This window comes from Actinomadura sp. NEAU-AAG7 (assembly GCF_018603865.1).
Taxonomy (GTDB): domain Bacteria; phylum Actinomycetota; class Actinomycetes; order Streptosporangiales; family Streptosporangiaceae; genus Spirillospora; species Spirillospora litoris.
This window is the reverse complement of sequence record NZ_JAHFZY010000005.1, coordinates 747,990-768,252: the sequence shown is the minus strand read 5'-3', so window position 1 is coordinate 768,252 and position 20,263 is coordinate 747,990. Positions and strand designations below refer to the sequence as shown.

At 74.9% G+C, this 20,263-nt stretch carries 16 protein-coding genes; 5 read left to right on the top strand and 11 right to left on the bottom strand.

Annotation, left to right across the window (positions count from 1 at the left end):
* Window positions 1–27: 27 nt before the first annotated feature.
* Window positions 28–1,158 (top strand): cystathionine gamma-lyase, encoded by a 1,131-nt coding sequence (locus KLI87_RS26200; protein WP_214619063.1) that lies wholly within the window; start codon window positions 28–30, stop codon window positions 1,156–1,158.
* 101 nt (window positions 1,159–1,259) lie between these two features.
* Here the strand turns inward: KLI87_RS26200 and KLI87_RS26195 are convergent, their stop codons facing one another.
* From KLI87_RS26195 to KLI87_RS26160, 8 genes are all read right to left on the bottom strand, one after another.
* Window positions 1,260–1,445, bottom strand: coding sequence for a hypothetical protein (locus tag KLI87_RS26195; RefSeq protein ID WP_214619062.1), 186 nt, complete (start codon window positions 1,443–1,445; stop codon window positions 1,260–1,262).
* Window positions 1,446–1,469: 24 nt separating this feature from the next.
* Complete coding sequence (locus KLI87_RS26190) at window positions 1,470–1,697, bottom strand: hypothetical protein (RefSeq protein WP_214619061.1); 228 nt, start codon at window positions 1,695–1,697, stop codon at window positions 1,470–1,472.
* A 462-nt stretch (window positions 1,698–2,159) separates the two neighbouring features.
* Window positions 2,160–2,387, bottom strand: a complete 228-nt coding sequence (locus KLI87_RS26185) for a hypothetical protein (protein ID WP_214619060.1) — start codon at window positions 2,385–2,387, stop codon at window positions 2,160–2,162.
* Window positions 2,384–2,557: a hypothetical protein gene (locus KLI87_RS26180; RefSeq protein ID WP_214619059.1), complete on the bottom strand. Its 174-nt coding sequence runs from the start codon at window positions 2,555–2,557 to the stop codon at window positions 2,384–2,386. Before KLI87_RS26180 ends, KLI87_RS26185 begins: the two co-directional genes overlap by 4 nt.
* 247 nt (window positions 2,558–2,804) lie before the next feature.
* The gene (locus KLI87_RS26175) at window positions 2,805–4,838 is read right to left on the bottom strand and encodes a DUF4132 domain-containing protein (protein WP_214619058.1); all 2,034 of its coding nucleotides are present in this window, start codon (window positions 4,836–4,838) and stop codon (window positions 2,805–2,807) included.
* Entirely contained in the window at window positions 4,835–8,164 is a 3,330-nt protein-coding gene (locus KLI87_RS26170; RefSeq protein ID WP_214619057.1) for a DUF4132 domain-containing protein, read from the bottom strand. Before KLI87_RS26170 ends, KLI87_RS26175 begins: the two co-directional genes overlap by 4 nt.
* A gap of 47 nt (window positions 8,165–8,211) precedes the next feature.
* Window positions 8,212–9,597 carry an FAD-dependent oxidoreductase gene (locus KLI87_RS26165; protein ID WP_156215515.1) on the bottom strand — a complete coding sequence of 462 codons (1,386 nt, stop codon included), beginning with the start codon at window positions 9,595–9,597 and terminating at the stop codon, window positions 8,212–8,214.
* A gap of 30 nt (window positions 9,598–9,627) precedes the next feature.
* Entirely contained in the window at window positions 9,628–10,749 is a 1,122-nt protein-coding gene (locus tag KLI87_RS26160) for an amidohydrolase family protein (RefSeq protein WP_308166175.1), read from the bottom strand.
* 152 nt (window positions 10,750–10,901) lie between these two features.
* Here KLI87_RS26160 and KLI87_RS26155 point away from each other — a divergent pair, with 152 nt between their 5' ends.
* On the top strand, window positions 10,902–12,341 hold the full coding sequence (locus KLI87_RS26155) for a glutamine synthetase family protein (protein ID WP_214619056.1): 1,440 nt from the start codon (window positions 10,902–10,904) through the stop codon (window positions 12,339–12,341).
* A 13-nt stretch (window positions 12,342–12,354) separates the two neighbouring features.
* On the opposite strand, the gene KLI87_RS26150 is transcribed toward KLI87_RS26155, so the two are convergent.
* Window positions 12,355–12,495, bottom strand: a complete 141-nt coding sequence (locus KLI87_RS26150; RefSeq protein WP_214619055.1) for a hypothetical protein — start codon at window positions 12,493–12,495, stop codon at window positions 12,355–12,357.
* Window positions 12,496–12,650: 155 nt separating this feature from the next.
* Between KLI87_RS26150 and KLI87_RS26145 the strand changes: the two genes are divergently transcribed.
* Together KLI87_RS26145 and KLI87_RS26140 are read left to right on the top strand one after the other, a co-directional pair.
* Window positions 12,651–13,166, top strand: coding sequence for a CGNR zinc finger domain-containing protein (locus KLI87_RS26145; protein ID WP_308166174.1), 516 nt, complete (start codon window positions 12,651–12,653; stop codon window positions 13,164–13,166).
* Between the two features lie 169 nt (window positions 13,167–13,335).
* On the top strand, window positions 13,336–14,592 hold the full coding sequence (locus KLI87_RS26140; RefSeq protein WP_308166173.1) for an aromatic acid exporter family protein: 1,257 nt from the start codon (window positions 13,336–13,338) through the stop codon (window positions 14,590–14,592).
* 93 nt (window positions 14,593–14,685) lie between these two features.
* Here KLI87_RS26140 and KLI87_RS26135 read toward each other — a convergent pair whose 3' ends face one another.
* Window positions 14,686–16,143, bottom strand: a complete 1,458-nt coding sequence (locus KLI87_RS26135) for an LVIVD repeat-containing protein (RefSeq protein ID WP_214619054.1) — start codon at window positions 16,141–16,143, stop codon at window positions 14,686–14,688.
* A gap of 219 nt (window positions 16,144–16,362) precedes the next feature.
* Here KLI87_RS26135 and KLI87_RS26130 point away from each other — a divergent pair, with 219 nt between their 5' ends.
* Window positions 16,363–17,892 (top strand): ABC transporter substrate-binding protein, encoded by a 1,530-nt coding sequence (locus KLI87_RS26130; protein ID WP_214619053.1) that lies wholly within the window; start codon window positions 16,363–16,365, stop codon window positions 17,890–17,892.
* A 3-nt stretch (window positions 17,893–17,895) separates the two neighbouring features.
* On the opposite strand, the gene KLI87_RS26125 is transcribed toward KLI87_RS26130, so the two are convergent.
* Window positions 17,896–20,160: an ATP-dependent RecD-like DNA helicase gene (locus KLI87_RS26125; RefSeq protein WP_214619052.1), complete on the bottom strand. Its 2,265-nt coding sequence runs from the start codon at window positions 20,158–20,160 to the stop codon at window positions 17,896–17,898.
* Window positions 20,161–20,263 lie beyond the last annotated feature (103 nt).

Below are 20,263 nucleotides of genomic sequence, written 5' to 3'. Positions count from 1 at the left end.
CAACGGCTTCGGACGAAGGGGACGCACGTGACACTGGGGGATGGAACGCTGGCGGTCGGCGCGGGACGCCCCGCCCCGGAGAAGGGCGCCCCGCCGCTGCCGGGGCCGGTGTTCGCGGCGTACTACCACCTGCCCGGCGAGCCCACGGGCCCCTACACCTACGGGCGCGACGAGAACCCGACGTGGACGCTGCTGGAGGCCGCGATCGGCGAGCTGGAGGGCGGCGCCGAGGTGACGTCGTTCTCGTCCGGGATGGCGGCGGTCGCGGCGGTGGTGCTGTCGCAGACGAGGGCGGGCGACGTGGTCGTGCTGCCCGACGACTCCTACATGCAGACCCGGTCGCTGCGGGAGCGTCTGGAGTCCTACGGCGCACAGGTGCGGACGGGCCCGACGGCCGGTGACGCGCAACTCCGCCTGCTGGACGGGGCGCGCCTGGTCTGGCTGGAGACGCCGTCCAACCCGAACCTGGACACCTGCGACATCCGCCGCATCGCCGACGCGGCCCACGCCCAGGGCGCGCTCGTGGCCGTCGACAACACCCTCGCGACCCCGCTCGGCCAGCGCCCCCTGGACCTCGGCGCGGACTTCTCGGTGGCCAGCGACACCAAGGCCATGACCGGGCACGGCGACCTCCTCCTCGGCCACGTGGCGACCCGCGACCCGAAGCTCGCGGCGGACGTGCGCCTGTGGCGCAAGACGGTCGGCGCGATCCCCGGCCCCATGGAGGCATGGCTCGCGCACCGCTCGCTGGCGACCCTGCCCCTCCGCCTCGACCGCCAGGCCGAGAACGCGCTCGCCCTCGCCCGGGTGCTGCGGCACCGTCCCGAGGTCGCGGACCTGCGCTACCCCGGCCTGCCGGACGACCCCGCTCACGACACGGCCGCGCGCCAGATGCGCCGCTTCGGCGGCGTCGTGTCGTTCACGCTCCCCGACGAGCCGTTCGCCGAGCGCTTCCTCTCATCGCTGCGCCTCGTCACACAGGCCACCAGCTTCGGCAGCGTGCACAGCTCGGCCGAACGCAGGGCCCGCTGGGGCGGCGACACGGTGGCCCCCGGCTTCATCCGCTTCTCCACCGGCATCGAGGACACCGAGGACCTCCTAGCCGACATCCACCAAGCCCTGACCAAAGCCGGTCAGGCCGGTGAGGTCGGCCAGTAACTCCAAGGTGGTGACGGGGCCAGGGCGTCGAACGGGGGCGAGTCTTCGCCGCAATGCTCATGATCCCGTTTTCGGGAGGTGACCACGTGGACGAGAGCGCATCACAGCGCCCCGTCCCGGCCGGTTTCGGCGAGGCTGGGTATCGCTCTGTGGTCGGAGGTGGTCGGTGTCTTCGACTTGAAGGTCGCCGAGTGCCGGACGTTGGAGCAGGTGTGCCGGACGGCGGACGAGGTCGAGCGGATTTCCGCCCAGCTCCGCGACGAGCCGCTCGTCGTGCCCGGGTCCATGGGCCCACGCCCCGGTCGTGGGAGCTACTGCCCGGCCGGCACGCGTTCGACGATCTCCCGCCACGGCTCGGGCTTGCCGGGCCGTACCCGCAGTTCCCGCACGCGGCCCCGGGTGCTCACCCGCCACCAGCCCTCGTCCTCGCCGGGAAGGAAGGTCGCGAGCGTGCGGCCGGTCGGCCGATGGACGGCGACGTACACGACCTCGTCGCCGTACACGTCGATGCGCTCCTGGTCGTCCTTGACGGGGCCCACCTCATCCGCCAATCAGACGCGCGGGGCGTGTCCGCCTCCCGGATCTCGCGCCGGAGCCCCTCCGGGGTGTCGGCGTCCACCGACCCGGCCCTGCCCTCTTCGCCGCGGCCGAGCGGTCCGCGCGTGGCCCACCACCGGCCCGCACTGCTGTAGATGATGCTCCATCCCGGAAACTCGGCCTTGAGCTGGGCTTTGTCGTCATCGTTGAGCATGGCGTCACCTCCACGGGTGAGTGAGCGCGGCGGCACCGTCGCGGGGGAAGGCAGTGCCGCCGCGCCGTCGAAGGGGCCGCCCGCCCGGAGGTCCCGGCCTCCGGGCGGGCGGCGGGCACGGACCTCGGGGGCGACGGGTCCGTGCCGGTGGTGCGGCCACGTCCACGGCGATCCCTGCGCCGGACCTCCAGCCGCACATTCGGGTGGGCGCGGCGGCCGGTGCCGCGCGCAGTGGAACGCCGCGCCCACGTCATCGGGCCGACATCGGGCGCCGGTTTCCTGCCGCGCCCCGCAGCCGCCGGCGCAGATCCTCAGCGGACCAGGTGGTGAAGCCGCCTCGCTCGTCCATACGCTCTCGGACGAGCCCGCGCGTCGCCCACCAGCGCACGCGCCCGGCGGGCCGGGTGTAGACGATCGTCCAGCCGGGGAACTCCGCGCTAAGCTCCGCCCGCTGCTCGTCGAGAGTCGACGCGGTCATCGGGACTCCCGACCGGACCCGATACCAAACGCCGACGCGACCTGGTCGGCCGCCCACTCAGGGTCGGCCGCGAGCTTCTCGCCCTTGTCCGGCCCGAACGACCACACGAAGGTCCCCGCGTCCTCGGTCCAGCGGACCCGGCGCGTGTCCTCGCCGCGCCGGACACGCACGTGGTTCCCCGGCCCCTGGGGCCTGCACTCCAGCCCGTCCGACGAAGGCTCGGGGAGGTAATCACAGCACGCGCCGAGCTGCGGATACCGGGCTGTCACCCTGCCTCTGACCCCCGGCCTCCTCCGGACGAGCGGAGTGGGCCACCGGCAAGGCCGACATGACGACGGCTGCCAGGTCACCACGCACCTGGCGGCCGACGTCTGCCGCGACCCGGCCAAGGCCGCGGATCTCGCCTCGTGCCGGGCCTCAACCTGTCAGGGCGGAGAGGTCGGCCAGCAGTTCTGACGTGGTGACGGGATCCAGGGTGCCGAAGGGGAGGCGGGTCTGTGTGGGCGAGAGCAGGTGGATGTGGACGACGCGCTGGGTGGGTGAGGCGTCGAGCTGTCCCGGCAGGAAGCCCGGGGAGAGGGTGAGGACGGCCCGGCGGCCGTCGCCCGCGTTTCGGACGAGCGTGGCTGCCACACCGGTGTCGTCGTAGGGGCCCCGGCCCCAGCCGCGCCGGGTGAGGGCCAGGACCGCGCCGATTGGGACGGTCAGGCCCTCGAAGGCGGGCAGGCGGTCCGCCGCGCGCTCCTGCGGGGTCAGGGTGTGGACGGCGCGCGCCAGCTGCGGGAACGGCTGGAGGATCGCGTAGTCGGCGAACAGCTCCGACCAGGTCTCCGGCCCGTCCAGCAGCAGCGGGTGGGCCACGCCGACCAGCGCCGTGGGCGGCGGCGTGAAGTCGCCGTCGGACGCGTCGGCGAGCCCGCGATCCTCGGCGATCCGGAACGGCGTCACCTCGCCCTCGTGCTCGGCCGCCCACACCAGGCGGTGCGCGATGTGCCACACCAACGGGTGGTCTGCGAAGTGGGCGCGGAACTCCCGCAGCGGCCAGCGCTCCCCGGCGACCATCGCGGCCTCCAGCCGGTGGACGCGCTCGGCCGCGACCCTACGGGCGTCCTTGCGCAGGGCGGCGAAGCGGGCGCGCGCCGCGTCCGCGCGGACGGGGTCGTCGCGGACGCCGGGCTTCGGGAGGGCCGCGCGGCGGCGGCCCCGCTCGTCCCGGACGTGGGGCACGAGCCGTTCGTCGAACCCGACGAGGAAGCGGCGCGGGCCGTAGTCGAGGACCAGGGTGCCGGACGGGTTGAGCCCGAAGTCCGGGACGAAGCGGTCGGTGAGCCGCTCTGGGGTGGTGCCCGCCGAACGCGCGGCCTCGCGGAGGGTCTCCCCGGCGCGTTCGCGTACGAGCTTGTACCGGGCCGAGCGGGAGATCGCGGCGATGTGCGGCAGCGCGCGGTCGCCGAAGGCGGCGAGCGTCTCCAGTCCGACGGCGGCGCGCGCGAAGGCCGCCCATCCCGGGCACGCCCGCACCCACGCGGCGAGACGGCGGACGGTCTCGTCGTCGCCGACCCGGGCGAGGACGGGCAGCGCCCAATTGTGGGGGCTCGGCGCCCCCGCGTCCCGCCAGCGGACGAACAGCTCCCAGCCGAGTCCGGCGACGTCGGCGGGGTCGCAGCGCCGCAGGGCGGCGTCGAGCCGGGCGGCCGAGCCGGGGTGGTCACCCGGCCGCTTCGTCGCCGCGAGCAGCAGGACCAGCGCGCGGACCTCCTCCGGCGGCAGCTCTCCCCCGGCGCGCAGGCGGACGTGCGGGAGCGTGGCCGGGTCGGCCCAGGCGGGGTAGGGCGGCGGGCACGGCGCCGGTTCGGACGGTCCGTCCGAGAGGAGGCGGGCGACCCCCTCAGCGTCGCGGGCGGCCTCGATCACCGGGCCAGGACCGGCGGACGCGGCGACGCGGCACAGCGCGTGCTCGGCGTCGCGGCGGACGCCCGGCGCCTCGTCCAGGGCCGGGACGAGGAAGGGCACGGCGGCGAGCCCGTGCCGCCGGAACCAGGCGCCGGTCAGCTCCCGCGCCGTCGGGGCCCGCCGCGCCAAGCGGGCCATGAGGCGCGCCACATCGGCGCTGAGGAACGGCAGCAGGATCTCCCCGTTCTCGCGCCAGTTCCACTCGGCGGCGTGGACGGCCATGTCCCAGGCGTCGAGGCCGAAACGGGCGACGAGGGGCTTGAGCGAATCGGTCAGGTCCCAGAACTCCGGACGCCACGCCCGGACGCGGGCGCGGACGGCCTCCTCGGGGGCCTGGGCGAACAGCCACGCCAACTCGAACTCGTGCTGGTCCTCTCCTTCCTCCAGCATGCGGAGGGACTGTGCGAGAGTGCGGTCGTTGTGGAGGTTCCGGAGCGGGGTGGCCGCCCAGGCGTCGCGCTCGCCCGGCTCCCAGGCGAGGGTGCGGTCGGCGGTCATTCGGTCAAGGCGGTGAGGTCGGCCAGGAGTTCGGAGGCGATGACCGGGTCCAGGTCGCCGAAGCGGTGGGGTCCCCCGGACCCCCAGTCGGGGCGGTCGGCCAGGCGGACGGCGGTGAACGTCTGTTCGGCCTCCGCCTCGACGGCGCCGGCGATGATGCCCGGGGTCAGATCGATGACCGCGTACCGGTCGCGGGACAGGCGGCGGGAGATCCAGCACTCGACGCCCGCGTCCTGCGGGACGCCGCGTTCCCAGCCGCGCCGGGTCAGGGCGAGGACGCGGCCCACCGGGACGGTCAGGTTCTCGAAGCGGGTCAGGTAGTCGCCGCCCCGCTCCGCCGGGGTGAGGGTGTGGACGGCGCGTCCGAGCTGCGGGAACGGCTGGAGGATCGCGTAGTCGGCGAACACCTCCGACCAGGTGGCGACCGATTCGCCCAGGTCGATGGGGTGGGCGACGCGGATCTCGCACGAGGCGGGCAGCTCGACGGTGTCGTCGTCGATGTCCGCGTAGGTGCCGTCCTCGGCGACGCGGAACGCGCGCGTCCCGGCGGCGTCGTCGGCGAGCCAGACCAGGCGGCGGACGAGGTGCCCCACCAGCGGGTGCGCGACCAGCAGGTCGTGGAACTCGGCGGCGGGCCAGCGGCGGCGGGCGACCATCGCGTCCTCCAGGCGGCGGAGCTGCCCGGAGGCGACGGTGCGGGCGTCCTTCTTGAGGGCGGCGAACGCCTTGTGAGCGGCGGGCGCAAGGTCGGGGTCGTCCTTGGCACCGGGCTTGGGGAGGGTCTTGCGGCGCTCGCCGTTCTCGGTGACGAACGGCTTGAGGCTCTCGTCGAAGGCGACGCGGAAGCGGCGCGGACCGTAGTCGAGCGTCATGCCGCCGCCGGCGTCGAGCCCGAGGTCGGGGACGAGGCGGTCGGCGAGCTGGTCGGGGGTCAGCTCCAGCCCGGCGGCCACCTCCTCGATCTTCTCGGCGGCGCGGGCCCGCAGCGCCTTGAACCGCACCCGCTGGGAGATCGCGTGCAGGTGCATGAGGGCGGTGTCGGTGCCGATCGCGGCGAGGACGTCCAGCCCGGTCACGGCCCGGGCGTGCCCGCCGTCGCCCGGCCAGGCGCGGATCATCGGGGCGAGGCGGCGGACGGTCTCGTCGTCGCCGGTCAGACCGAGCTGCGTCAGCGCCCACCCGTCCTTCGAGGGCGCGCCGTGCGCCTCCCAGCGCCCGAACACCGCCCATCCGAACTCGGCGAGCGAGGCGGGGTCGCACAGGTCGCGGACGGCGGCGACACCGGCGTACTCCTCGCCGGGCCGGGACAGCGCCAGCATCGTCAGGACGTGCCGTGCCGCCGCCCCGGGCAGCGCGCGTTCACTGTCGCGCAGGAGGAGTTGCGGCAGGAGCCGGACGTCGGCCCAGTCGCCGATCACGGGGACCTTCGCGGGCAGGATGTCGAGCGGGTCGGCCGACAGCAGCGCCGCGATCGCGCCGACCGCCGCGTCACCGTGGACGCGGGCGGCCTCGACGATCCCCTCGGCGCCGTGCTCGGCGGCGATGAACCGCAGCGCCCCCTCGGCGGCGCGGCGCTCGGTGCCGGACGGGCCGAGCGCGCCGGGAAGCAGGGCGGGCGCGGCGGCGAGGCCGTGGCGGCGGAACCAGGCGCGCGCCGTCTCGCCCGCGCGTTTGCGCCGCAGCAGCCAGTCGGCCATCGTGCGGGCGACATCGTCGCTGAGGTAGGGCATCAGGGCGTGGCCGGCGGCAGCCGGGGCACGGCGTGCGGCGAAGAGCACGGGTTCGAGCGCGTCCAACTCGAAGCGGGCGACGACCGCCGGCTCCCAGTCGCCCACCGCGAAGACGTCGGACGGCTCCCATCTCGCCAGCAGCGGGCGCACCAGGTCCTCAGGAGCCCCCAGGAACATGGCCGGATGCAGGTGTTCAGGCAGGTCGTCTTTCTCGAACCGCGCCGCCTGCTCCGCCCACGCGGGCTGTTCCATCCAGCGCCACAGATCGCGGACGTCGGTCGTCCAGTCGTCGCGTTCTCCCGGCTCCCAGACGATGGCACGCAGGGCGGGCAGGGGCAGGCCCTTGATGACGGGGGGCCTGGCCTTCTTGCGCGCACGCGTCCACGGCGGGTCGGTGAGCAGCGGCGGCAGGTCGTCCGCCTCGGGCAGCCGGACGTTGCGCGCGCGGTTCGCATCGACCGCCGCGCGGGACTCCTCCGGCAGGCCGGGGAGCATCGCGTCCGCGAGTTCCGGGTGCGCGAGCAGGTGGGCCGACAGCATCTCGTCGACCTCGGGGGTACCGGCCGACGCGGCGAGCAGCCGCAGCGCTCGCGCGGGATACCGGTTCGCGGCGCCGATCGCGGCGGCCTGGACGTAGCGGCGGCCGAGCCGGTCGACGAGGGCCTGGAACGCGGCGTCCACCGGCAGCCGTGCCAGGGTGTCCAGCAGCAGCCGCGCGGTGTCGGCGCCGAGGTACCGCTCGTCGGCGGCCTCGGTCACCAGCGCGGCGAGCGCGTCCGGGCCGACGCCCTCCAGCAGCGTCGCGATGACGTCCCGGCGGCGGCTGCCCCACTCCAGCGTCAGGCCGCCGACGTCGTCCGGGTCGCCGAGCGCGCACAGCAGCATCCAGGGGTGCCACTCCCGGTCGCCGTACGAGCCGCCGGGGCTCGGGAGCGCGCGGGCCTCGGCCAGCCAGTCCCGCCGCGTGGGCATCAGGTAGGACGCGATCACCTGCTGGGCCGGGGTCCGGCGGTGCCGCGCGACCGCCTCGGCGGCCTCGGCGTAGACGTCGTCGCCGGCGGCCGCCAGAAGGGCGCGCAGACGGCGAACGCCGGCCGGGGCCGTCCACCAGCGGCGGTCGTCGCCGGAGCCCCGTTCCCGGACACCGCTCCAGTCCCACCGGGTGGTACCCGTCCGGGGGTCGAAGGCGGCCGACCGGTAGTCGATGACCACCTCGCTCAGCTCCAGGTAGGCGCACACGGCGAACGCAAGCCCGTGCTCGGCCGTCCACGCGTCCCGGAACGGCTCGGACGCCCAGAGTTCGGGCGTGATGCGCACGGTCAGCGTGAGCGACGCGACCACCGCCGCGCCGAGCGGGCTGGGCGAACCGGCCAGGTGCGCGCGGGCGTGCTCGGCCAGCAGCGGCGTCGTGCCCGGCAGTGCGAGGACGTGCTCGATCTCGGGCAGCGCGGCGTCCACCAGCGTCCGCGCCCGGCCCACCGCTTCGGCGTCGGGACGGACGTCGGGGACGCCCGGACGGTCGCGGCGCGGATGCCGCTCGCGCAGCCATGCTTCCGGGAAGTCCGGGGCGTCCTCGTCGACCGCAGGAGGGTTCATGGCGCCACACCCTAGGAACGGCCACCGACAAACGACGGATCAGCAGGTCAGGGCGCGGAGCGCAGGTCCTCCTCGACGCGCTCGGCGGCCTTGCGCGCGGCGATCAGCACCGGGTCCCAGGTGGGCGAGAACGGCGGCGCGTACCCGAGGTCCAGGCCGGTCATCTCCTCGACCGTCATACCGTGCCACAGTGCGATGGCCAGGCCGTCGACGCGCTTGGCGGCGCCCTCCCGGCCCACGATCTGCGCGCCGAGCAGCCGTCCGGAGCGGCGCTCGGCGACCAGCTTGGTCCGCATCTCGGTCGCGCCCGGGTAGTAGCCCGCGCGGGTGGTGGACGCGACGACGACGCTGAGCGCCTCGAACCCCGCCGCCTCGGCCTCGCGCTCGTTCAGCCCGGTGCGCGCGACCTCGTACTCGCAGATCTTGGCGACGGCCGTGCCCACCACGCCCGGGAACGTCGCGTACCCGCCGCCGATGTTGATCCCGGCGACGCGGCCCTGCTTGTTCGCGTGCGTGCCGAGCGCGATCGCGACGGGCGCGCCGGACACCAGGTGGCGGTTCTCGACGCAGTCGCCCGCCGCCCACACCCGCTCGGTGCGGGTGCGCATCCGCCGGTCGGTGACGATGCCGCCGGTCGGGCCGGTCTCGATCCCCGCCGCGCGCGCCAGGTCGCTGCCCGGCCGCACGCCCAGCCCGAGGACGACCAGGTCGGCGGGCAGCGCGCGGTCCGCCGTGCGGACGGCCGTCACCCGCCCGTCCTCGGTGTCGAAGCCCTCGACGGGCTCGCCCAGGCGCAGCTTGACGCCCACCCCGCGCAGCGCGTCGGCGACGAGCGCTCCCATGTCGGGGTCGAGGGTGCCCATGGGCTGGTCCGCCGCGTCCACGAGGGACACCTCCAGGCCGCGCCGCACCAGCGCCTCGGCCATCTCCAGCCCGATGTAGCCGCCGCCGACGACCACGGCCCGGCGCGGCTTGTCGCGCTCCACCACGCGGCGGACGCGGATCCCGTCGTCCAGCACCTGGATGCCGTGCACGCCCTCCGCGTCGGCGCCGGGCAGCCGCGGGCGCGCGGGGACGGCCCCGGTCGCCACCATCAGCTGGTCGTAGTGCTCCCAGCGCTCGGCGCCGCCCTCCAGGTCGCGGACGCGCACCCGGCCGCCGGACAGGTCGATCTCGGTCGCCTCGGTGCGCGTCCGCAGGTCGATGCCGCGCTCGCGGTGCTCCTCCGGCGTGCGGGCGATGAGGCTCGACTCGTCCTCGACGTCGCCGCCGACGAGGTAGGGGATGCCGCACGCCGAGTACGAGGCGTGCCGCCCGCGCTCGACGACGCCGATCTCCAGCTCGTCCGGGCCGCGGCGGCGCCGCGCCTGCGAGGCGGCGCTCATCCCCGCCGCGTCGCCCCCGATGACCAGCAGCCGCTCGCGTCCTGCCATGTCGCCGCTCCTCCCGTGATCATCACGAGCCTATCCGGGGGCGGGGAGCCCGTAGACGCGGCGGGCGTTGCCGGACGCGACGAGCGCGGCGACGCGGTCGGCGTCGGCCGCCGTCCACGCGCCGTCCCGCACCCCCTCCTCCATGATCCCGGCGAGGCCGCGCCGGAACAGCACCGCGCCGAGGTGGTACAGCTCCGCGAGGCCGAACGCGTCGGAGGAGTACAGCACCTTCCCGAACGGGGCCAGCTCCAGCAGTTCGGCGAGCAGCGCCGGGGCGCGGTGCCCGAGGTTGTGGGTGGCGAGCCCGGCGTCCACGTACACGTTCGGGAGGACCTGCGCGAGATAGCCCGCCCGCCGGTGGAAGGGGTAGTTGTGCAGCAGCATCGCGGGGGTCCCGGCGTCCGCCAGCGCGCGCAGCAGGTCCAGGAGCAGCAGCGGGTCGCCGCGCCGCAGGTCGGCGTCGACGTCGCCGAGCCCGACGTGGAACTGCACCGGCAGGCCCGCGTCGGACGCGCACCACACCAGGAACCGGTGCAGCACCTCATCGTGGACGCGCGGCGCGTCCTGGCGCATCAGCCGCCCGGCCGCCTCCGCCACCCGCGCGGCCGACGGCCGCTCGCCCGCCATCTCCAGCCCCGCCCGGTAGGCGGCGATCGACTTGGCGCCGACCACCGACGGGCCGCGCGCCGCGAGCCGGGAGCGGACCTCGTCGGCGAAGCGCGCCGCCGCGACGCCGTCCGCCGCGACCCGCTCCGCGACCGTCTCCAGCCGGACGATCTCGTACGCGGGGGCGCCGGCGAGCCGTCCGAGGCCGGGCGGGTCGAGGATCGCCTCCGGCGTGTACCCGGTGTCCACGCACAGCGACTCCAGCCCGGCGGCGGCCAGGAACCGGCGGTTGACCTCGGCCGCGCCCAGCTCGGCGCGGCGCGCGAGATAGTCGTCCGGCGCGGCGTGCGCGTCCAGGTCCAGGACGGGCGGGCACCAGCGCCGCAGCGCGAAGCCGATCTGCGAGTCGAACGGGCTCACGCCCGGCGGCCCGCCGGTCTCGGCCTCGGTGAGCAGCGCCTCGAACCCCGCGCGGTCGAGCTCGCGGTCGAGGACGCCGTGGCAGTGGTGGTCGGCCAGTCGCGGCGACTCCGGCCATTGGAGCACGACACCCGCCTCCGTCCCTGAAATCGAGCGGTCGTTGTTCCTACGATGCCCCTACGGGCAAGTGCCGGGGGGCGTGGGGGGTCGCTCCCCACGATGACTCGGCCGCGCCCGCATGGTCCCGCCCCTCGCCGACTCCTCAGGAGAGCCTCATCGTGGAAGACTCCGGACACTCCGCAGCCCCGCTCGGCGCGCTCGACGGGGACGAGCGGGCCAGGCTCGGCGCCCGCGCCGCCGAGGCCGCCCGCCGCCTCGCCGGGCAGGACGTCGTCGCCGTCGCCCTGACCTGGGTGGACGTCAGCGGGATCACGCGTACCAAGACCGTCCCGGTGGCGCGGCTGGAGCACGCGGCCGCCTGGGGTGTCGGCATGTCTCCGGTGTTCGACGTCTTCCTGCTGGACGACTCGATCGTGTCCGGCCGCCACATCGGCGGGCCGACCGGCGACCTGCGGCTCCACCCCGACCTGGACCGGCTCGTCCCGCTGGCCGCGCTGCCGGGTTGGGCGCACGCGCCCGCCTCCCGGTACGCGCAGGACGGCTCCGTCCATCCGCTCGACACCCGCGCGCTGCTGCGCCGCGAGACCGAGCGGCTGGCCGAGGACGGGTGGGGCGTCCGGACGGCGTTCGAGATCGAGTGGGCGGTGTCGGAGAGCCACGGCGACGGCTTCTCCCCCGCCAGCCACGGCCCCGCGTACGGGATGACGCGGATCAGCGAGCTGTCGGGCTACCTGCGCGACCTGCTGAAGGCGCTGGACGCGACGGGCGTCCGCGTCGACCAGCTCCACCCCGAGTACGCGGCCGGGCAGTACGAGGTGTCGGTGGCCGCCGAGGACCCGGTCGGCGCCGCCGACACCGCGGTGCTGGTCAGGGAGACGATCCGGGCCGTGTCGATGGGCCACGGGCTGATCGCCTCGTTCTCCCCCAAGGTCGACGCGGAGGCGGTCGGCAACGGCGCGCACGTCCACCTGAGCCTGTGGCGCCACGACGGCGGCGAGGACCCGGCCGCCGCGGGCAACGCGATGGCGGGCGGCGCCGGACCGTACGGGCTGACGCCCGCCGGGGAGGCGTTCGGCGCCGGGATCCTGCGGCGGCTGCCCGCGCTGCTCGCGGTGGGCGCGCCGTCGGTGGCGAGCTACCTGCGGCTGGTCCCCTCGCACTGGGCGGGCGCGTTCGCCTGCTGGGGGCTGGAGAACCGGGAGGCGGCGCTGCGGCTGGTCGCCGGCGCCGAGGGCGAGCGGGCGGAGGCGGCGAACCTGGAGGTCAAGTGCTTCGACGGCGCCGCCAACCCCTACCTCGCGCTCGCGGCGCTGCTGGCCGCCGGGCGCGACGGGCTGTCCTCCGGGGCGCGGCTGCCCGAGCCGGTGGACGCCGATCCGGCGTCGCTGTCGGAGGAGGAGCGGGACGAGCGGGGCGTCGCGGCGCTGCCGTCCTCGCTCGGGGAGGCGGTCGCGGCGTTCGAGGCCGACGGGGTGCTGCGCGCGGCGCTCGGCGAGGAGGTGGCCGACACGGTGGCGACCGTCCGGAGGGGCGAGATCGCGCTGCTGGACGGCGCGACGCCGCGGCAGATCGCCGCCGCCACCCGCTGGCGCCACTAGCCCCCGCGCCGGCCTAGGACGGTTCGGAGGAGTCCTCCGGGCGGGCTCCCACGACCGCGCCGGGGCCGAACGGCTGGACCCGCACCTGCACCTCCCCGCAGGCGCAGCGCGTGTAACTCACCACGCCCTCCGAGGTCAGGTGGCGCGAGAGCACCTCGTACACCTGGGTCTGGGGCCAGCCACAGCGTGGGCATTCCTCCACCGCGCGTCCTCACGAAACTGTAAGGGTTATAGCTAAGATGTCGTTTACAGCATGGCATGGGAGCGGGAGCCGGGGCAATGCGGATCACTGGGTACAGAAGCCACGGGGTGGCCGCCGCCGTGGCGCTCGTCAACGCGGTGACCAGCGCGGGCGGTGACGCCTCGCAGGAGGCGCTCCAGCGCCTCCTGCGCGAGAACGAGTTCTTCTGGCGGGAGTTCGAGGCGCGCGACGCCGAGGAGTTCCGCCGCTGGGGCGCGACGCTGCGCCCCTTCTTCGAGGCCGCCTCGGTCGAGGACGCGATGCGGCTGCTCAACGAGCTGATGCTGGAGGTCCCCATGCATCCGCACCTGGCCGTGCACGAGCCGCACGGGCTGCACATGCACTACGCGCCGCCCTCGTCCCGGCTGCCGCACCGCTTCCGCGCGACGACGCTGATGAACCTCGCCGAGCTGGTCGTCGAGCACGGCCTCAGCCGGACCGGGGTGTGCGCGGCCGACGGCTGCGACCGCGTCTACGCCGACACCTCCCGCGCGGGCCGCCGCCGCTTCTGCTCCGAGACCTGCGCGAACCGGACGAACGTGGCCGCCTTCCGCGCCCGGCACCGCCCCGAACCTGAGTTTTGACCGGTTTTTGCTTTAGGACGGGAAGGATCGGGGACCTGAACCCCATTGGGTGAAATGTCCGGTCGTCCGACCGGGCTCCCCACCACAGTCCACGACCCCACACCCGATTGCCACGATGCCGCTCGCGTTCCTTCGCCGAGACCGTACCGACCGTCCACCGCCGATCCAGGTGGCGACGGAGGCGCTGCCCACCGCCTACCGCATCGCCCGCCTGACCCTCACCGCCGTCGCCGCGTTCGTGCTGGCGCTGGCGCTGCTGCCCGAGGGCGGTCCGCAGCCGCTGCTGGCACCGCTGACCGCGCTCCTCGTCGTCCAGTACTCGGTGTACGAGACGATCAAGTCGAGCGTGCTGCGGGTCGCGTCGGTGACCTCGGGGGTGCTGGTGGCGGTGCTGTTCGCCAGTACCGTCGGGTTCTCCTGGTGGAGCCTCGGGCTCGCGATCGGCGCCGCGCTGGTCATCGGGAACGTGCTCCGGCTCGGCGAGCACATCCTCGAAGTGCCGATCAGCACGATGCTGATCTTCGCGCTGGGCGCGGCGAGCGAGTCGGGCGCGGCCGAGCGGTTCCTGGAGACGCTGATCGGCGCGGCGACCGGGCTCGCGGCGACGCTGCTGGTGCCCTCGGTGCGGGTGCGTCCCGCCGAGGAGGCCGTCCAGTCCATCGCCGAGCGGCTGCGCGAGCTGATCGAGGACATCGCGGGCGGCCTGGACCGCGAGCCGGAGCCCGGCCAGGCCGCGCGCTGGCAGGACCAGGCGGAGCGGCTCGCCCGCGACCTCGCCCGCACCGACCAGGCGCTCGGCGCGGCCGAGGAGAGCGTCCGGCTCAACCCCCGCGCGCGGCGGCTGGTGGACGCGGGCGTCGCGCTGCGCGACGCCGTCGAGACCATGGAGCACTTCACGCTGTCGCTGCGCGGGCTGACCCGGTCGCTGGCCGACGACGAGCGGCTCGGCCGGCACGGGCGGCTGCTCACCGACCCGGTGCTGCGCCCCAAGCTCGCCGACGCCCTCGCCGGCATCGCCGAGAGCATCGCCGCCTACGGCCGGCTCGCCCGCTCCGACCTGGACCGCGACGCCCGCCCGTTCAAGGCCGAGCAGGACCTGGAGGTCCGCGTCGACATCGCGCGGGAGCGCCGCGCGCGGCTGACGCGGGAACTGCACGAGCGTGCCGCCTCAGGCGACCCGTGGCCGCTGTACGGGGAGGTCACGATGAACCTCGACCGGCTGCTCGGGCACCTGCGGGTCGAGCGCCGCGCCCGCGCCCGCGAGCACTGGCGGCGGCACCGCGACGCGACCCGGCACCTGCCGGAGCGGCCGGTGCAGGTCGTCCGGCAGGCGGGGCACCGGCTGCGCAGGGCCGCCGAGTCGGCGGTGGCCGCCGCCGAGCGCAACGCCCGGGACTCCGACAGCCCCTACCACTACCACCGCTAGCACCCCGCCGGCGGCATCCGCCGACAGCGGGGGGCGGGGGGCGGAGACCCGCCCCTGGGGGGTTGGGACGGGCCTCCGCGCGGGTGGGGGGAGTCAGCGGAAGGTCGGCTCCAGGACGTCGATGCCCCGGGTGTTGTCGGCGACGTAGACGTACCTGCCGTGCCAGTACGGCTGCCAGGACGCCGCGTCGGCGGGCCGGTAGTAGGCGATCTGCCGCGGGTTGGTGGGGTCGCGGACGTCCAGGAAGCGAGTGCCCTGCGAGTAGAACGACTGGGCGATCACGCCGTCGCGGACGTCGAAGTAGTGCGCCGAGCAGTCGTCCTGCTTCGGATCGGGGTCGCTGCCCTCCTTGCCCGCGACGCCCCAGGTGGCGACCGTCTGGAGGCGGAACTTCTTCTCCGGCGTGGAACGCCAGCCCTGGCCGTCGTAGGAGCCGCGCAGCGAGGCGATGACGAGCAGGCCGTCGTTGGCGCAGCCCTCGTTGAACGTCTCCTCGGTGACGAACAGCAGCTTCCCGTTGCCCCAGCGGCGCGGGTCGGCGGCCTGGTTCCGGGTGCGGCCGACGGCCCGGTAGCTGTTGTGCATGAACGTGGAGTTCGTCGTGGCCTCGTCGAGGCCGCCGCCCGCGTAGGGGACGGGGTCGACGGCGCTCGCGCGGCGCCACTTGCGCTTCAGCGGGTCGTAGTGGCGGCCGGTGGTGTGGTAGCCGCGGACGCCGCCGCGCCCGGACGCCCAGGCGACGCCGTCGGAGTCGACCTGGATGTCGTGGGTGTAGTCGGTCTTGCCGTCGTTGCGCCCGGTGTCGATCGGGTCCTTGTGGACGACCGGCTTGGCCGGGTTGCGGACGTCGGTGACCCACACGGGCCGGCCGCCCCAGTCGGCGGGCATCCAGCTCGCCTTGGACGGGCCGCCCGTCCACAGGTACTGGCAGTCGTTGACGCACGTGGTGGTGTGCCCGGCCGGAACCTGCACGTAGGTGATCTGCCGCAGGCTCTCGGGCCGCGAGGCGTCGATGACGTACACGCCGGACTCGCCGGTGGCGGTGGTGCCGCCGAACGCGCGCGGGTCGCGGGACAGGTAAATGATCTTGCGCTTGGGGTCGAAGTCGGTGTCCTCGGTCTCCCACATGCCGGGCATGTTGAGCTGCCCGACCAGCTTGGGGACGCGGGGGTCGGCGGTGATGTCGTAGGCCTTGAGCCCGAACTGGCCGGTCGCGTACATCACCGTGCGCTTGTGGCGGCCGTGCCCGTAGTCGATGAACATCAGCGAGATGGCGCCCTTGGCGTCCGGGACGCCGCCGACGCGCCGCACGTTCTTGATCGACTCCGAGCGCTCGGTGGTCGTGGCGCCGGCGCGGTGGTAGTGGCCGGAATGGCCGCCGGAGCCTTCGCTCTGCGCCTCGGCCTTGGCCCCGCTCGGCGGGGCTCCGGGCTCGGGCGGGCATGCCCAGGCGGTGCCGGCCATCAGTGCCAGCGACGCCGCGACGGCGCCACCGCCCTGGGCCAGCCGTCGTGCCCGGCGCGAGCTGCGGGGGTTGTCGCGGGGTGGCATGGGCGCCTCACTTTCGAAACGATCTGCGCAGCGTCAGTGTGACGAGTAGGCGAACCGTGATCAACAGGGCGGTATGTCACGAATTGGCAACAGGAGCGTAAGGGCAGATGATGCCTGTCATGATCGGGGGGCCGGTAGGCCCATGGTCGCTCTTCCGCCGCCGCCCGGCGGTGCCGTACGCTTCCCGGCGTCCCGCCCCCGACCTCCCGGGAGAGGCCGTTGAAGAGCGCCCCGCGCACCGCCGCCCTGGTCACCGGCGCCGTCGTGATGCTGGTGGCGCCGGTCGTGGCGCTCAAGGCGTGGAGCGATCCCGCCGACCCGCGGATCTCGGTCGGCGCGGCGGCGCCCGCGACGCTGCTGCCCGGCGACGTCCGCGACGCGACCGGCCGCATGATCGCGAACGCCGTGTGGACGGGCCTGATGACCTACGACCCGGCCTCGGGCGCGCCCGTCCCGGGCGCCGCCGAGTCGGTGACGAGCGGCGACCGGAAGGTCTGGACGGTGCGGCTGCGCACCGGCGGCCGCTTCTCCGACGGCACACCGGTCACCTCGCGCTCGTTCACCGACGCCTGGACGGCCGTCCTGCGCGAGAGGTGGGCGGGCGCGCGGCTGTTCACCGACGTCGCGCGGGTGAAGGGCGCCCGCGAGCCGGGCGCGGACGGCGTCGCGGGCCTGAAGGTCAAGGACGACCGGACCTTCGAGGTCACGCTCGACGGCCCGCTGAGCGGGTTCCCGGCGCTGCTCGGCGACCCGGCGTTCCTGCCGCTGCCGGACGGCGTGCTCAGGTCGCGGGACTGGGCGTCCTATGCGCGCCTGCCGGTCGGCAACGGCCCGCTGCGGATCACGGCGCGGACCGGCGCGGAGATCGTGCTGCGGCGCCCGTCCGGCGGCCGCGAGATCGTCGTGAAGACGATCGCGGACGCGGCGCGCCAGTACAACGCCGTCCAGGGCGGTGACCTGGACGTCGCGACCGGGGTCCCGCCCGCGCGGCACGAGTCGATGGACACCGACTTCCGCCGCCGGCACCTCGCCGTCCCCGGCCGGAGCGTGACCTACCTGGGGTTCCCCGCGCCGGTGGAGCGGCTGGCCTCGCCCACCGTGCGGACGGCGCTGTCGATGGCGATCGACCGCCCGGCGGTGACCGAGGGCGTGCTCGGCCACCAGTACTCCCCCTCCGACTCGCTGATCGCGCCCGGCATCCTGCCGGGGCACCGCGACGGCCAGTGCCGGCTGTGCCTGCACGACTCGCAGGCCGCGACCGCCGCGCTGAAGGACGCCGGCGGCCTGACCGGGCCGCTGCGGATCTGGTACCAGACGGGCTCGGGCGACGAGGGCTGGGTGAAGGCCGTCGCCGAGCAGCTCCGCAAGGAGCTCGGGCTGGACGCGCGCCCGCAACCCGTCGCCGACCTGCGCAAGGCGGTGGACGACCGCCAGGTCGACGGCCCGTACGCCGTCCACGCCACGGCCGCCTACCCCGCGCCGCTCGCGTCCCTCACGCCGCTGCTGGACGCCGGGACCGGCTACGCCGACGGCTACGCGACCGGCCTGCTCGGCGAGTCGGCGGCGGCCGCGTCCGCCGAGGACGGCGTGATCCCGGCGCGGCTCGCCGAGAGCGCGCTGCTGCGCGACATGCCCGCGATGCCGCTGTGGTCCGCGCACGACCACCTCGTGTGGTCCGAGCGGGTGCGCGGGGTCGCCTCGAACGCCTTCACCGGCCTGCGCCTGGACCGGCTGACCGTCAAGGACTGACCGTCAAGGGCTGAGGCGGTGGGCGAGGGCGGTGTGGCGGCGTCCCGCGCCCGCCGTGCGGACCGCCGCCGCGAGCGCGCGCGGCGACCCCACCAGCACGACCAGCCTCTTCGCGCGGGTCACGCCGGTGTAGAGGAGGTTGCGGCGCAGCATCGTCCACGCGCCGGTCGTGAGCGGGATGACGACCGCCGGGTACTCGCTGCCCTGCGAGCGGTGGATGGTGATGGCGTAGGCGTGGGTCAGCTCGTCCAGCTCGTCGAAGGCGTAGTCGACGCTCTCGTCCTCGTCGGTGCGGACGGTCAGCGTCTGCTCCTCGGGGGAGACGGCGGTGACGACGCCGACCGTCCCGTTGAACACGCCCGCCTCGCCCTTGTCGTAGTTGTTGCGGAGCTGGGTGACCTTGTCGCCGACCCGGAAGACGCGGCCGCCGTAGCGGCGCTCGGGGCGCGCGTCGTCGTGCGGGGTGAGCGCCTCCTGGAGCAGCGTGTTCAGCGCGCCCGCGCCGGCGGCGCCCCGGTGCATCGGCGCGAGCACCTGGACGTCGCGGCGCGGGTCGAGGCCGAACTTCCGGGGGATGCGGCGGGCGACGACGTCCACGGTCACCTCGGCGGCCTCCTCCTGCTCGTCGCAGGGGAACAGGAAGAAGTCGTCGTAGCCGCGCGTGTGCGGGTGCTCGCCGGAGTTGACGCGGTGCGCGTTGACGACGATGCCCGACCGCTGCGCCTGCCGGAAGATCCGGGTCAGCCGGACGCGCGGGATCGGCTCGGCCGCGAGCAGGTCGGCCAGCACCTCGCCCGCGCCGACCGAGGGCAGCTGGTCGACGTCGCCGACCAGCAGCAGGTGCGCGCCGCGCGGGATCGCCTTCACCAGCTTGTTCGCGAGGATCAGATCGACCATCGAGCTCTCGTCGACGACCACGAGGTCGGCGTCGAGCGGGTTGTCCTGGTCGAACTTGGCGTCGCCGCCGGGCTGGAGCTGGAGCAGCCGGTGGACGGTCGCGGCCTCGTGCCCGGTCAGCTCGGCGAGCCGCTTGGCCGCCCGCCCGGTCGGCGCCGCCAGCACGATCCTCGCGCGCTTGGCCGCCGCGAGCTCCACCACCGAGCGGACGGTGAAGCTCTTGCCGCAGCCGGGCCCGCCGGTGAGCACCGCTACCTTGGAGGTGAGCGCGAGCCTGACGGCCTCCTCCTGCTCGGGGGCGAGCGCCTGGCCGGTGCGCTTCTTCAGCCACGGGAGCGCGCGGTCCCAGTCGACGTCCGCGAACGCCTTCAGCCGGTCCTCCGGCGCGTCGAGCAGCTCGCGCAGGCCCCGGGCGAGCGAGCGCTCCGCGCGGTGGAAGGGGACGAGGTAGACGGCGGGGATCGTCGCCGCGTCCTCCCCCGCGCCGGGGATCGGCTCGCGGACGACGCCCTCCTCGCGGGCCAGCTCGTCCAGCGCCGGGACGATCAGCTCGCGCGGCACGCCGAGGATCTTCTCGGCGGAGGTCACCAGGTTGGGCTCGGGCAGGAAGCAGTGCCCGTCGTCGGCGGCCTCCGACAGCGTGTACTGGAGCCCGGCCTTGATCCGCTCGGGGCTGTCGTGCGGGATGCCGACGGCCTGCGCGATCGTGTCGGCCGTCTTGAACCCGATGCCCCACACGTCCGCCGCCAGCCGGTACGGCTCGCGCCGCACGGTGTCGATGGAGCCGTCCCCGTACTTCTTGTAGATCCGCACGGCGAGCGAGGTCGAGACGCCGACGCCCTGGAGGAAGACCATGACCTCCTTGATGGCCTTCTGCTCCTCCCACGCCTCGGCGATGCGCCTGGTCCGCTTCGGGCCGAGCCCGGGGACCTCGACGAGCCGGCCGGGCTCCTCCTCGATGATCCGGAGGATGTCGGTGCCGAAGTGCGCGACCATCCGGTCGGCCATCACCGGCCCGATCCCCTTGATCATGCCGGAGCCGAGGTAGCGGCGGATGCCCTGCACGGTCGCCGGCAGCACGGTCGTGTAGGAGTCGACCTCGAACTGCCGTCCGAACCTCGGGTGCGAGCGCCACCGCCCGGTGAGCCGCAGGCTCTCGCCGACCTGCGCGCCGAGCAGCGCGCCGACGACGGTGAGCAGGTCGGCGCCGGTCCGGTCGGTCGCGACGCGCGCGACCGTGTAGCCGGTGTCCTCGTTGGCGTAGGTGACCCGCTCCAGGACCGCCTCCAGCGTCACCGCTCCGGGCGCCCCCGAAGGCGGGGGCGTCGGCGTGGCGGACGGGGAGGACGAGGGGCTCGGCACGACAATCATGATGGCCGATCCCGCGCGGGCGGTGGCCGGATCCGGCAGTTGATCTAGATCTTCGCCGATCCGCGACGTACGTTCCGGGCGCACCGTCCCCGCGAACATCCGG